The sequence below is a fragment of the uncultured Phascolarctobacterium sp. genome, from assembly GCF_934190775.1.
In the GTDB taxonomy this organism is placed as follows: Bacteria; Bacillota; Negativicutes; order Acidaminococcales; family Acidaminococcaceae; genus Phascolarctobacterium_A.
Window position 1 is genome coordinate 66,267 of record NZ_CAKPTG010000007.1, and the last position, 13,397, is coordinate 79,663.

Here is a 13,397-nt window from a genome sequence, read left to right on the forward strand (position 1 = left end):
AGAAATTGCAAGCTTTATTCTTCTTTTTCCGGGAACTTAGGTCGGGGGAAATTCGGTCCGGAAGGCTTAAGCGTAAAGCCACGGCCGAAGACGTCGTTGACGTCACTGATAATCATAAAGGCACCAGGGTCAATCTCGCGCACAATGGAGCGCACCTTCGCCAGCTGCGTCAGCTTGATAACTACAAAAACCAGCTCGCGATGACGATGCGTAAAGCAGCCCTCGCCGCTGATATAGGTAACACCACGACCGACGATTTTGATAATCGCCTCGGCAATCTCCTCGTGATGCTCGCTGATGATGATAACCTTCTTTTTATAATCAAAGCCTGTTGTAAACGCATTACAGGTTTTGGTCATCACAAAAAAGGTAAGCAAGGTATACAGCACCGGCTCAATACCGAATAAGGAAACGCTGGCCAGCAGCAGGCAGATATTAAAGGCAAAGCCTGTAGTGCTGATGGAGATAGAATAATTCTTCTGGATAATAGCGCCGATAATATCCGTACCGCCGCTGGAGCCGCCCACACGGTACATGCACGCAGCACCGATGCCGTAAAGCACACCGCCGGCAATGCAGGCCAGCAGCTTATCATGCACTACAGTATAGGTGGAAAGAAAATGAAAGAAATCCAGGGATACAGAAAAAGCAATAATACCATACAACGCGCTGATAGTATATTCCCGGTCCATGTACTTATAGGCCAGAAAGAACAGCGGCACGTTGCAGATTAAGCTGGTAGCACCCATCGGCAAGCCTGCAACATAATAGGCCAGCACAGCCACGCCGCCGATGCCGCCGCTGAGCATCTTGTTAGGCATGTAAAAGGTATTCATGGCAACGCCCATAATCGCACAGGCCAAGGTCACCATAGCATAATGGTAAATTTTTTTCTTCAAAGCGGGATTCATAAAATTCTCCTTTGCAAGCAAAATATTCTGAATATGTTATTTATGTATATATTGTAACACTTTAGCGCAGAAAGGCAACTACTAAATATTTTTCTCGCCAAAATCCCGAACGTTCGAAAAAAATTCTTGCTATGCAGGCTTAAGCAGTATAAAATAATACTGTATACAATATTAGGCAGGTGAACTTATAATGAAGCAAATAAAAGAAACGGCATATGCCAAAATAAATCTGGGACTTGATATTCTCGGCAAGCGCGAGGATGGCTACCACGAGGTAAGCATGATTATGCAGAGCGTTGGTCTGAGCGACGAGGTTGTTATCAGCAAGGGTAACGGCATTCAGATAAGCTCTAATCTGCACAACCTCAGCTGTGGTCCTGATAACCTGGCCTACAGAGCAGCCGCATTGCTCGCAGGTCACTGCAATATTATTCCGAACGTTCACATAGCCTTGAACAAAAAAATTTTTCTGGCGGCAGGTCTGGCAGGCGGCAGCAGTGATGCAGCTGCAGTTTTGCGCGGCCTGAACCGTTATTGGGAGCTTAACCTGGAAAATTATGAGCTGGAGCAGCTCGCCGCACAGCTTGGCAGCGATATCCCCTTCTGCATTGAAGGCGGCACCATGCTGGCCACAGGTCGCGGCGAAGTCCTCACTAAGCTGGAGGACATGCCTGAAACCTGGCTGGTACTGGCCAAGCCAGGCGGTCTGGAGGTTTCCACCGCCTGGGTTTATCAGCATTTTAACCGCGGTCGTGTAGTACACGCTCCCTGCATCTGGCAGCTGGAAGCATATCTGCGCGAAGGCGGCAAAGCCATCGCTCCCTACATGGGTAATGTTTTAGAAACAGTTACCATCCCGGCACACCCCGTTATAGCCTCTATCAAGGCTGCTATGCTGGGAGCAGGTGCCTACTACGCCCTCATGAGCGGCAGCGGCCCGACCGTCTTCGGCCTTACTGCTGACAAAGAAACTGCTGAGCGCGTACAGCAGGCACTGACAGATTTTGATGTAGAAACAGCAATTACGACAACTATCGGAAGGAGAAACTAAATATGTCCGGACATTTGCAGCCTATAAAACTAGACAGCTACAAGCCTCTGCGTGAGCTTGTCTGTGAAAACATCCGTCAAGCTATTATTGACGGCACCTTCAGCCCAGGCGAACGCCTGATGGAAATCCAGCTGGCTGACGAAATGGGCGTAAGCCGTACGCCCGTGCGTGAAGCCATCCGTAAGCTGGAGCTGGAAGGCTTTGTCGTTATGATTCCCCGTCGTGGCACCTATGTTGCCGATATTTCTATTAAGGATATCACCGAAATTTACGAAATCCGTATCAGCCTGGATATTCTTGCTGCCGGCCTGGCCGCTGAGCGCATTACAGACGAGGAGCTTGAGCAGCTTAACGGTTATCTTATTGAAATCGGCCAGCACATCGCCAACAATGATATGGATAAAATCGTCGAAGTAGATACAGCCTTCCACGATATGCTATATACTGCCAGCCGCAACGAGCGTCTGCGTAGCATCATCAATAACCTGCGCGAGCAGATGACCACTATCCGCGGCCGTTCCATGAGCTACCCGGGACGTTTAGTGGAAACCATGGACGAGCACCGCAACCTGGTAGAGGCTATTGCTGCCCATGATGTAGAACGTGCACAGTACGCTGCCCGCATCCATCTGGAAAACGCCGAGCACACCCTCATGCGTTCCCTCAGCGAGCATCTGCCGCAGAAGAAGGCGTAAGCATGACAACTGCTAATATAGATGCTTTTATTGTAGCAGGCGGCCTCAGTCCCTGGCTAAAGGACTGCGCCGGCACCGAGCACCGCTGCCTGGCACCGCTTGGTGACAAGCGCCTCATAGACTATATAATTGCAGCCCTGCAGGGAAGCGGACGCATCCGCCGTATTGTCATAGCGGCCCGCCCCGAAGCCTTAGCGCTTTTGGAGGGCACGTTACCGGCCGACGTCCTGCTGTGCGAAGCCGCAGGCGACCTGCCGGCGACAGCCGCCGTTGCCGCCGAAGCCTTAGGCCCTGATGCCAGTGAAAAGCTGTTAGGAGTATGTGACGACATTCCGTTGCTGACCTCCCTTGCAGTCCGCGACTTTCTTGCCGCCTGCAACGCCTCACCCGAAGGCCAGCTTTATTATCCCATCATCCCCAAGGATGCCTGCCTAAGCGCCTATCCCGGTGCCAAACGCACCTACGGCAAGCTGCGCGACGGTATCTTTACCGGCGGCAATATGATGCTGATGGCCAAAGAGATTATTCCCGGCGGCCAGCAAAAGGCCCGCGAAATCTTTGCCCGTCGTAAATCACCACTCAAGCTGTGCAACTGGCTGGGCTGGGGCTTTCTGCTAAAGCTTTTGTGCCATCGCCTGACAGTGGCTGATGCGGAAGCACGCACCTCCAAGCTTCTGGAAATGCGCTGCAAGGCCATCATCACCCGTCACGCATGTATCGGCATGGATATAGACAAACCAAGTGACTTAGAACTTGCAAGGAGGACGCTTACATATGGTAAAAGCCAAAAGAATTGAACGCGTAGCAGCGTTGAGTAAACTTTTAGCCGATCATCCATATCGGCTGTTTTCATTTTCATATTTCTGCAAAAAATTCGCTATCGCCAAATCCACCCTCAGCGAGGATGTTTTAGCCGTAAAATCCGGTCTGGAGCTTTACGGCTTGGGCAAGGTAGAAACTGTTTCCGGCGCTGCCGGCGGTGTACGGTTTATTCCCGGCCATCTGCCGGAGGATGACGCAGCCTTCTTGGAAGAGCTGGCTGCCCGCCTCACCTCACCGGACCGCATTCTGCCCGGCGGTATGCTTTATACTACCGATATTCTTTGCCATCCGGAAACCGTAGTGCGTCTGGGTGAAATCTTTATGCTCCGTCTGCAGGAGCTGGCACCGGACTGCATAATGACTGTTGAAACCAGCGGTATTCCGCTGGCCATGCAGACTGCGCGTGCGTTTAACGTGCCACTGGTTATCGCCCGTCACACCAGTGATGTTACCGAAGGCAGCACCGTCAACATCAACTACGTCAGCGGCTCCACCAAGGTTATTCAAAACATGGCAATGCCCAAGCGCGCATTGCAGCCCGGCAGCCGCGTGCTGATTGTGGATGATGTTATGAAAGGCGGCGGCACCGCCAAAGGCATGATTGCCCTGGCTCACGAAGTCGGCGCTCAGGTTGTGGGCAAGGCCTTTTTAATTGCCACTGCCGCACCGGAACGCAAGCTGGTAGAAGATTATACTGCCTTCTTCACCCTGCATAACGTAGACGAAGAGCAGCAGAAGGTAACATTGGAAGTAAATAAATAATATAGAATATGTCAGGCTGGCTAGAAGGTGTCGTAAGATGGTGCCTTATAGACGGCCAGGAATTTTAGTAACTTTAAACTACGTCAGGCTGGCTAGAAGGTGTCGTAAGATGGTGCCTTATAGACGGCCAGGAAAGGAAGAACTCAAATGTCTAAATTAGTAGCAATAATCCTCGCCGCAGGCAAAGGCACAAGAATGCGCAGCAAATACCCCAAGGTACTGCACAAGGTAGGCGGCAAGCCCATGCTGCAGCACGTAATTGATGCTGCAACTGTTGCCGGTGCCGACCAGAAGGTTGTTATCGTAGGCCACGAAGCAGAGCTGGTAGAAGCAATGGTAGGCAACCAGGGAACCATCGCCCTGCAGGCCGAGCAGCTCGGCACCGGCCACGCTGTAATGCAGACTGCCGATGCCCTGAAGGACTTCCACGGCACTGCGCTCATCCTGTGCGGCGACACTCCGCTGCTGGACGGCGAAGAGCTGAAGAAATTCTGCGAAGCACATCAGGAAAGCGGCGCTGCTGCTACCGTACTTACGGCAATTATGGACGATCCGTTCGGCTACGGCCGTATTGTGCGCGATGCTGACGGCAATGTACAGGGCATCGTAGAGCAAAAGGACGCTACCGAAGAACAAAAGGCTATCAAAGAAATCAACACCGGCATCTACTGCATGGAATGCCCGCAAATGTTTGACGTGCTGGCTACCTTGACCAACGACAATGCCCAGGGCGAATATTACCTGACCGACGTACTGCAAAAGCTCAACGAAGCAGGCGCTAAGGTTGGCGGTATTTCCACTGATGACAGCGATATGGTTATGGGCATCAACTCCCGCAAGCAGCTTTCCGTTGCCGAAGGCGTCATGCGCCAACGCATTTTGGATAAGCTGATGGATGCAGGCGTAACCATCATGGATCCCGCCAGCACCTTTATTGAAGCAAGCGTAAAAATCGGCCGCGATACCGTTATTTATCCCTACACCTGGCTGGAAGGCACCACTGAAATCGGTGAAGACTGCGAAATCGGTCCTAACGCCCGCTTCACCAATGTAAAAATCGGTGACGACAACCATCTGCAATTCATCTACGGCCATGACTGCGAGGTTAAAAACCACGTTACTGCCGGTCCTTACGTGCATCTGCGTCCTGATACCGTTATCAGCGACCACGTTAAAATCGGCAACTATGTAGAGGTTAAAAACTCCAACGTAGGCGAAGGCACCAAGCTGCCTCACCTCACCTACATCGGCGACAGCGACATCGGCAGCGGTGTTAACATGGGCTGCGGCTGTATCACCGTAAACTACGACGGCAAGAAAAAGCATCGCACTGTTGTCGGTGACAATGCCTTCGTTGGCTGCAACACCAACCTTGTTGCTCCTGTTACTGTACAGGCCAACACTTACATCGGTGCCGGCAGCACCATTACCAAAGAAGTACCCGAAAATGCTCTTGGTATCGCACGTGCCCGCCAGAAAAATATTGAAGGCTGGGCCGAAAAATACCGTAACGAAAGTAAATAAGCTTTTATAGTCACATTTGTGTCAAAAAGTTTACAAAAAACTCGCGATAGTGTATAATTAAATTTAAGTAAAGTTTTGCTTTCTGTATAAGCAAACTATAAACAAGGTAATTTTGGAGGGATTGGACATGTTGTCTGACGAGAATAAGTTAAGAATATTTACCGGTAATGCAAACCCTGATCTGGCACGCGAAATCGCTGCTTACCTCGGAACCACCGTTGGTAATTCTGTAGTTAACCGTTTCAACAACGGCGAAGTTCAGGTAATGATTAACGAAAGCGTACGCGGCAAGGATATCTTCATTGTACAACCGACCTGCGGTCCTATCGTTAATGATAACGTAATGGAGCTTTTGATCATGGCTGATGCCTTCAAACGCGCCAGCGCTAACCACATCACTGCTGTTATTCCTTACTATGGCTATGCACGACAGGACCGCAAAGCACGCGGCCGTGAGCCTATCACTGCTAAGCTGATGGCAGACCTGCTGGAAACCGCAGGCATTACCCGTGTAGTAACCATTGACCTGCATGCTGCACAAATTCAAGGCTTCTTCAACATCCCCTTTGATCATATGCCCGGCGGCCCGCTGATGGCAGAATACATTAAATCCAAGAATCTGGAAGACATGGTTGTTATCTCTCCGGACCTTGGTGGCGTAAGCCGTGCCCGCAATTTCGCTGAAATGCTGAATGCACCGTTGGCTATCATCGACAAACGTCGTCCGGAACCCGGCGTTGCTGAGGTTATGAACCTGATCGGCGACGTTAAAGGCAAAACCTGCATCATGGTAGACGACATGGTTGATACCGCAGGCTCCCTGACCGAAGGCGCTCGCGCGCTGAAGAAATTCGGTGCTAAAGAAGTTTATGCATGCTGCACTCACCCGATCCTGACCGATCCGGCACTGTCCCGCATTGCACAATCCGACATCACCGAGCTTGTTGTTACCAACACCATTCCTCTGGCACCTTCCAAAAAGCATCCGAAAATTAAGGTGCTCTCCATTGCGCCGATTCTGGCAGAAACCATTCTGCGCATTTACAATGACTGGTCTGTAAGCCAATTATTCGATACCAAACACTAAGCGTAATATAAAAAGGCTTGCCTCTGGCAAGCCTTTTTGTTATGATTAAAGCCGGCAAAACTACCGGCTTTAATATTTGGAGTAACTATGCGTATCATTTATCTACTTATTATCTGTTCCCTGACCAGCGTCCTCTTGCTGTGGCTGGGACTATACAAAAAAATCAGCAGGAAGACCGCCGCTATAAGCGCTGGCCTCAGCCTTGCGCTGGCAGGTGCACTGCTCTTGCTCGCCGTACTTCCGGGCAACAGCTTTTACGGCAAGGTTATCACGCACGCTGAAAACACTCATGGGCGCAAGCTTATCGCACTCACCTTTGACGACGGGCCTTATCCGCCCTATACGCAAAAGCTGCTCAAGCTTTTGGCAGCCAAGAACGTGCATGCCACCTTCTTCATGGTTGGCGAAAACGCTGCCAAGCACCCCGAGACAGTACAGCTTGTCCAGGCACAAGGCCACCTGATTGCTCTGCATGCAGGTTACCACAAGGATTTACTGAAGCTCAGCAGCAGCGATGCTGCTGCCAACATCGCCTACGGCAAGGAAACACTGCAAAGCATCACCGGCACGGCGCCGCAGTATATGCGTCCGCCGCACGGCTTCAAGGATTGGAGTACTATTAAAGCTATCAACGCTGCCGGTATGCAGGTTGTAAACTGGAGCATCATTCCTCGCGACTGGACGAACCCCGGCGTGCAGGTCATTGCCGACAGAGTCTGCGAGAATGCAGCCCCCGGTGCTATTGTCCTGCTGCATGACGGCGACAGCCCCAAAAACTCGGCACCGCGTGACCAGACGATTGAGGCAGCAGGCCTCATCATCGACCGTCTGCATGCTGAAGGCTATGAGTTTGTTACCATTGAAGAACTTAATAAATAAAAAGGAGCAAAAATATGAAATTAATTGTCGGCCTTGGCAATATCGGCCGCGAATACGAAAATACCCGTCACAACATCGGCTTTATGGTAGTTGACGAGCTGGCACGCCGTCTTGGCGTAAGCTTCGGCAAGGAGGACCGCAGTGCCTATATGGCAGAATACCGCGCTCCCGAAAAAATCCTCATTATCAAACCGACCACCTATATGAATCTCAGTGGCGTTGCTGTAGGTGCCTACGCCAACTTCTATCACATTGACCCGGATGATATTGCTGTTATCCAGGACGATATGGATATGCCTGTAGGCCAGCTGCGCATCCGCCGCAAAGGCAGTGCCGGCGGTCACAATGGCATCAAATCCATTACTGAGCATTTAGGCACCGATACCTTCCCGCGCTTTAAAATCGGCATCGGTCATCCGGCACGCAACAATAAAGCTGTTGTCAACCATGTACTGCATGCCTTCCAGGGCGAGGATAAAACTGCTATTGAAGCAGCAGTAGCGGAGATGGCTACAGCGCTGGAGGAATGGATTAAATCCAGCGATATCGAAGAGGTTATGCAGGCGCATAACAAGAAAAAGCCCAAGGCAGAAAAGCCTGCAGCTGAATAAGCAATACAAAAGAACTAGCTGGAGCTTGTAGAAAGCTCAGGCTAGTTCTTTTTGGTTATGCAATATATTCAGCAAAATTATAAGTAGTTGAAGTATGGTGTCAGCATCGGTTCAACGGCACCTGTATCAGGAGTAAGGTCCGCCGTTCCCTCGATGACAATTTTATCTGCCATAACAAAGCCATTCAGCTGACAGCCTTCACAAATAGTTACCATCCCTTTCGCCAGCACCAGCGCCTGCGCCAGCCTCGTGCCGGCACCCAGCTTAATATTACCATTTTCACTGATAAGCACCAGACGGTCCGGATAATAGGAGCCTGCGGCAGTATTTATTGAATAAGGATTTACTATCATCGTGGGACCATGCAGGCCTTCCGTACCCAAAAAGAGAGAGTTGTTATTCTTCAGATAGTAAAAGCGGGCACTGAGACCAACTTCTGCCACCGCCTTCTTATTCAGCACACCAGGACATTTATTCCGCAAAAAGCTCATCTGCGGCAGCTTTACTTCTTCTATGCTTGTATATAACGCTGCCTGCTGCAGATATTCGCCGCCTGTCAGCGAGCGTCCTGCAAGGACGCTCTTAGCTGCCAGAGCCTGCATTTGCGGACCAAAGCTCACCCTGATGCGATGCAGCCGCTGTACTGCGCCAGCATGATTAGCGGCTGCTGCTGTAACCTTCAGGTAATCTATAAATCCATCCGGGCTGTAAATGCTTTCACTTGTCACTGTCACCGGTTCACTGTCCGGCTGCAGCTCGCCCTCATAGCAAAGCTGCTTACCTGCCGGCCGCGGCTCCTGGCCAATAGCCTGCAATACAGAGCTGCACAACAGCCTTAGCTGCTGTTCCCGCAGATAATCCTTCTCTGATTCATAACCCCTGACTGCATAAAGCAGGCTTAGCTGAGCACTGACTGCCAAAAGCAGCGCTGCCAGCAGGCAGAGAAGTGAGATACTGCCCTTAGCGCTATGCATCTTCTGTTATCCTCGCATTATAACAAATAAGATAGTGCGTCACCTGCAGCTGCCGGCCGTTCCTGCTCAAATTAAAGCTTATGCGCAAAAGCTGCGGCGAGCAACGCTGCAGCTGCCAGCCGGTAACGCCCACGCCCTCCAGGGAAACCGGGTTTACACCCGCGCCGTTATTTTTAGACGTCCTTTTGTACAAGCCCTGCTTTTCGCTGTAAATAGTAACACGTTTGCAGGCATCAACCATCGTACAGGTTATCTGGCCATTCTGCTGCAGTCTGATGACTCGCTGTGCATCATAGCAGATAATCTTTTCCAGCTGCGTCAGAATATGACGTCTTGCTTCCTGCAGCTGCAATTCATCCTGCAAGCTACCAAAGCTATGGGCACTGGCTCCTGTTGCTCTAAAAACGAGCGTCGCCAGTGCTACCGCCAACAGCAGTCCCATCAGAATTTCCAGCAGCAGATAGCCTCTCTGCCGTCGGCATCGCCCGTATAAGCTTAACCTTGACCTTGCCATAGGCTGCCTGCACCTCCTGCATCGCTAAACCATCTATACTGGTGGCCTCCAGCTTTTGTGTCACCACAAACCTGCCATTGTACTCCTCGCCTGCCAACACCTGCTGTACAACAAGCGCAGCCTGCTGCTGCTCCCTGCTTTGCTGCAGCAGCCAGCTGCTGCGGTAAAAGCACTGCACCGCTGAAGCAAGTAATAATGCCGTCAGGCAAAAGCACACCAGCTCCTGCACCAGACAAAAGCCCCTGCTATTTTTCATAAACAGTCACCCTGCCTGTAACCGGCTGAACTGACAGCAGAAAATACACGCCAGGAAGCTGCTGATGCTCCAGGCTATAGCCACCGCTGACGCCAGGACTGCCATTTTCATCATAGCTTAACGACTTCATCTGTGCTTCGCACGTCAGACTGATTGTCGGCTCTAACCTTACACGCTTCCAGACCTTCTGTTCACGGTAAATCTTGTAGCCATGCTTATCATTACCGCTTACCTTCAAAGTATAAGTATAATTTTCCGGCTGGAATATCGTGCGCTGCTGCACCTGCCTGATGTCAGCAGCCAACAGATAGGCAGCATAGCGCAGCTGCTGCTTGTAGTACTGCCGCTGCAGCAGTTGGCTGCCAGGATAGAGCATTGCAGCAAAAGCTCCCAGGCATCCTATAGTCAGCAAAAGCTCCAGTAATAAATAGCCGCCAGCCTTATTGTTCACCGCTAACAGCTTTGCTGCCCGGGGAGGTTACAGCCTCACCCTTGCTGTTCTTGCCGCTGAGCGTATAAGTACCGTCAGTTGTATTAGGTGTATATGTCAGAGTTTCACCCTTGGCATCCTTGAATTCCAGCTTGCCGCCCAGATATTCACTGTCCAGTGTAGTCAGCTCTGCCGGCACCGTGCCTGCATCCATCTTATACAGTTGAATCGCCTGGTCAATGGTTACCAGATCATTTTGCAGACGGGCATTCTTCACTCTGTCATTAGCACCTGAAAGTGAAGGCAGCAGCATTGTCGCCATAATACCAATCAGAGCAGCCGCCGCCACTACCTCAATCAAAGTAAAGCCACCTTGTTTACGCATTGTCTTTAACACTATCGCACCTCCTGAATTTACTCCGGCATTGCCGAAAGCATCTCAAATAGCGGACCGATAACTATGCAGACGATTCCCGCTATGATAATCGCCGCCACCAGAAGCAATAAAGGCACCAACAGCTCCTGTAGCCTGCCAAGCTGCTGCTGCAGACGCTGCTCACCGGCCGTTACTGCTTCCTGCAGCATTTGCGGCAGATAACCCGTAGACGCGCCCACGCACACCAGCTCCAGCATCAGCGGCGAAAAAAGCTCCTTGGCGCCGCCTGCAGCCTGCTCAATAGCAATGCCGCGCTGCAGCCTGCTGTTCAGCAGGCGCAGCTGCTGGGCATATTGCTCATCATCTATGGTATCTGTCACAATTGCTACCGCTCTTGTTATACCAACCCCGCTTTCCAAAAGCAGGGCCAGCAATCTGCAAAAGCGTACTTCTAATAAAAGGCCATGAAAATTACCGCTCAGACGACTGCGTAAAAACCAGCGCAGCAGCTTGCGTCCCATCAGCAGCAGAATACCTGTTACCGTTGCTGCACAGAGCAGCGCCAGCAATGGTTGCTGCAACAGTCCGTCCTTCAGTGCCAGCAATAAAGCTAACGTACCAGTCGGACGCACGCCCATAGCGCTGTAGGTATCTGCAAGCACCGGCAGGATATACAGCAAAAACAGCAGCAGCACACCAACGGAAGTTACCAGCAAAAATGCCGGATAGGTCACAGCCCGCTGCACAAAACGCCGCAGCTGCAGTTGCCTGCTGTAATACTCTGCCAGCTGCTCCAGCAGCGTGGCCAGTTCACCGCTCTCCTCGCCCACAGCAACCAGCGTAACTGCCAGGTGACTGCAGCAGGCAGGTTCTGCTGCTAAAGCCTGCGCCAGGCTGCTGCCACGGCGCAGCCTTTGCTGCAGGCGGTAGCAGAGAAGCATCTGCTTAGCGCTGCCATGCTTTTGCAAAAGCTGCAGCGCATGCAGCAGCGGCAGGCCGCTGCGCAGGATAACTGCTAACTGGCGGTAGAAGCTGATTTGCTCTGCCAGGCTCACGCCTCCTCTAAGCTTAATTTTCATCACCTCCACATGGCCGATTATAGTCTATTAGCGAATTTTCTGTCTAATTTGTTTTGTCACATATGTGAAATCTGCGCATCAAAACAATGGCTATTTTGTGAATTCAAGCAAAAAAACTCTGTAAGCCCCTTAATTCAAGGCTTACAGAGTTTCGTAAACTAATAAAAATATAAGATTTTTTGTGGTCCTTCAGATTAAAATGGCCTATACAATAGCATTCTGCTCATGACCATGACGCAGCCAAACGCTGACACTGATGGCAAAAAGGATAACGCCTGCTACAACAAAAAGGCTTTGCAGCGGTGCATAGGTAGCAATAGCTCCGCCAATCAAAGGACCTACCATAGAGCCGAACTGCTGCGCACTGAACATAAAGCCAAAAACGCGTCCGCGCTGGTCGGTAGATGTATTGCTGGCCAAAATAGCACTCAGCGAAGGCTGAATACCAGCACAGCACAAACCATAGCAAAAATTGCAGACGCAGAACACAAGTAAGGTTCGCGGTAATGCTACTAACGCACTCATCAGACCGGAAAGCAGCGTAGCAGCGCACAACGCTTTATAAAAGCCGTGCTCCTGCCCGAAGCGTCCCCAGCTTGGAGCAGTAATAGCGCTGGCAATGCCTACGAGCGAAAAGGCCACGCCGGAAAGAAACATAATGTTGCCATCACCATGGTTCAGCTCTGCCACATAAAGGCTCAAAATCGGCTGAATCAGCAGGATAACCATCTGTGCTACAGCAATATAAACCAATGTCTCGCGAATTACAGGCTGCTGTAAAAGCTGTGCCTGCGGCTTTGCAGCAAGCTTTTTCGGCTCCGCCTTCGGTGGCTCCGGAATATAGAACATAAACACCAACGTACTGATTGTCAGCAGCGCACCTGCAACAAAAAACGACGCACGCATACCAAACAGCGTTGCCAGCGAACCGCCAACCAGCGGACCGATAACATTGCCGCAGGTCAGTCCCGCCTGCATAATGCCCAGGCTCACGCCCAGCTTTTCCATCGGCACCAGGCTGGTAGCAATCGCCAGGCATGCGCTCCACAATCCGGCAGCAAAGCCCTGCAGCACACGCACGCCAAACATCTGCTCCGGCGTAGTTACTATGCCGCCCAAAAAGTATGACAGCGCCAGGCCTGCGCCCGCACGTACCGCCATCATCTTTTTGCCGCGCGTATCAGCCATTTTACCCCAGATAGGCGCCATGATACCGCCAATCAGAAAGGTTATAGAAAAAATCGCGCCGTTCCACATTTTTACATCGCCCGCGCTCACTCCCAGCTCGTTCATCAGATACATCGGTAAAAAGGGAATGAGCATGGTATAGCCTGCAGCCATCAGTACGACATTAGCCGTGAGGATAGCCAGAATAAGCTTCCAGTTTTTCATAAAATCCACCTCAAAACAAAATCAAAATCATACA

General features: G+C 51.2%; 16 protein-coding genes. 8 read left to right on the forward strand and 8 right to left on the reverse strand.

The features are described 5' to 3' along the window. Positions 1-14: 14 nt before the first annotated feature. Positions 15-911, reverse strand: a complete 897-nt coding sequence (locus Q0G26_RS05515) for a YitT family protein (RefSeq protein ID WP_293829092.1) — start codon at positions 909-911, stop codon at positions 15-17. 190 nt (positions 912-1,101) lie between these two features. On the opposite strand from Q0G26_RS05515, the gene ispE reads away from it, so the two are divergent. From ispE to pth, 8 genes are all read left to right on the forward strand, one after another. Then, positions 1,102-1,962 (forward strand): 4-(cytidine 5'-diphospho)-2-C-methyl-D-erythritol kinase, encoded by an 861-nt coding sequence (gene ispE / locus Q0G26_RS05520; RefSeq protein ID WP_293829093.1) that lies wholly within the window; start codon positions 1,102-1,104, stop codon positions 1,960-1,962. Between the two features lie 2 nt (positions 1,963-1,964). Then, the gene (locus tag Q0G26_RS05525; protein WP_009144941.1) at positions 1,965-2,657 is read left to right on the forward strand and encodes a GntR family transcriptional regulator; all 693 of its coding nucleotides are present in this window, start codon (positions 1,965-1,967) and stop codon (positions 2,655-2,657) included. A gap of 2 nt (positions 2,658-2,659) precedes the next feature. Next, positions 2,660-3,454: an NTP transferase domain-containing protein gene (locus tag Q0G26_RS05530; protein WP_293829094.1), complete on the forward strand. Its 795-nt coding sequence runs from the start codon at positions 2,660-2,662 to the stop codon at positions 3,452-3,454. Continuing rightward, entirely contained in the window at positions 3,432-4,241 is an 810-nt protein-coding gene (gene purR, locus Q0G26_RS05535; RefSeq protein WP_293829095.1) for a pur operon repressor, read from the forward strand. The genes Q0G26_RS05530 and purR overlap by 23 nt, the downstream gene beginning before the upstream one ends. A gap of 147 nt (positions 4,242-4,388) precedes the next feature. Then, the gene (gene glmU, locus Q0G26_RS05540) at positions 4,389-5,765 is read left to right on the forward strand and encodes a bifunctional UDP-N-acetylglucosamine diphosphorylase/glucosamine-1-phosphate N-acetyltransferase GlmU (RefSeq protein ID WP_293829096.1); all 1,377 of its coding nucleotides are present in this window, start codon (positions 4,389-4,391) and stop codon (positions 5,763-5,765) included. A gap of 127 nt (positions 5,766-5,892) precedes the next feature. Continuing rightward, entirely contained in the window at positions 5,893-6,852 is a 960-nt protein-coding gene (locus Q0G26_RS05545; protein WP_293829097.1) for a ribose-phosphate pyrophosphokinase, read from the forward strand. A gap of 87 nt (positions 6,853-6,939) precedes the next feature. After that, on the forward strand, positions 6,940-7,731 hold the full coding sequence (locus Q0G26_RS05550; protein ID WP_293829098.1) for a polysaccharide deacetylase family protein: 792 nt from the start codon (positions 6,940-6,942) through the stop codon (positions 7,729-7,731). A 14-nt stretch (positions 7,732-7,745) separates the two neighbouring features. Further along, positions 7,746-8,342, forward strand: coding sequence for an aminoacyl-tRNA hydrolase (pth, locus tag Q0G26_RS05555; RefSeq protein WP_293829099.1), 597 nt, complete (start codon positions 7,746-7,748; stop codon positions 8,340-8,342). 77 nt (positions 8,343-8,419) lie between these two features. Here the strand turns inward: pth and Q0G26_RS05560 are convergent, their stop codons facing one another. The 7 genes from Q0G26_RS05560 to Q0G26_RS05590 form a co-directional block, all read right to left on the reverse strand. After that, positions 8,420-9,316 (reverse strand): hypothetical protein, encoded by an 897-nt coding sequence (locus Q0G26_RS05560; protein ID WP_293829100.1) that lies wholly within the window; start codon positions 9,314-9,316, stop codon positions 8,420-8,422. Beyond that, on the reverse strand, positions 9,309-9,758 hold the full coding sequence (locus tag Q0G26_RS05565) for a hypothetical protein (protein WP_293829101.1): 450 nt from the start codon (positions 9,756-9,758) through the stop codon (positions 9,309-9,311). The genes Q0G26_RS05560 and Q0G26_RS05565 overlap by 8 nt, the downstream gene beginning before the upstream one ends. Continuing rightward, a complete protein-coding gene (locus tag Q0G26_RS05570; RefSeq protein WP_293829102.1) occupies positions 9,715-10,086 on the reverse strand; it encodes a hypothetical protein in 372 nt (123 codons plus the stop codon). The genes Q0G26_RS05565 and Q0G26_RS05570 overlap by 44 nt, the downstream gene beginning before the upstream one ends. After that, complete coding sequence (locus tag Q0G26_RS05575) at positions 10,076-10,537, reverse strand: hypothetical protein (RefSeq protein WP_293829103.1); 462 nt, start codon at positions 10,535-10,537, stop codon at positions 10,076-10,078. The genes Q0G26_RS05570 and Q0G26_RS05575 overlap by 11 nt, the downstream gene beginning before the upstream one ends. Continuing rightward, positions 10,527-10,913 (reverse strand): type II secretion system protein, encoded by a 387-nt coding sequence (locus Q0G26_RS05580; RefSeq protein ID WP_293829104.1) that lies wholly within the window; start codon positions 10,911-10,913, stop codon positions 10,527-10,529. The genes Q0G26_RS05575 and Q0G26_RS05580 overlap by 11 nt, the downstream gene beginning before the upstream one ends. Positions 10,914-10,930: 17 nt before the next feature. After that, complete coding sequence (locus Q0G26_RS05585; RefSeq protein WP_293829105.1) at positions 10,931-11,971, reverse strand: type II secretion system F family protein; 1,041 nt, start codon at positions 11,969-11,971, stop codon at positions 10,931-10,933. A gap of 204 nt (positions 11,972-12,175) precedes the next feature. After that, entirely contained in the window at positions 12,176-13,363 is a 1,188-nt protein-coding gene (locus Q0G26_RS05590) for an MFS transporter (protein WP_293829106.1), read from the reverse strand. Positions 13,364-13,397: the final 34 nt, after the last annotated feature.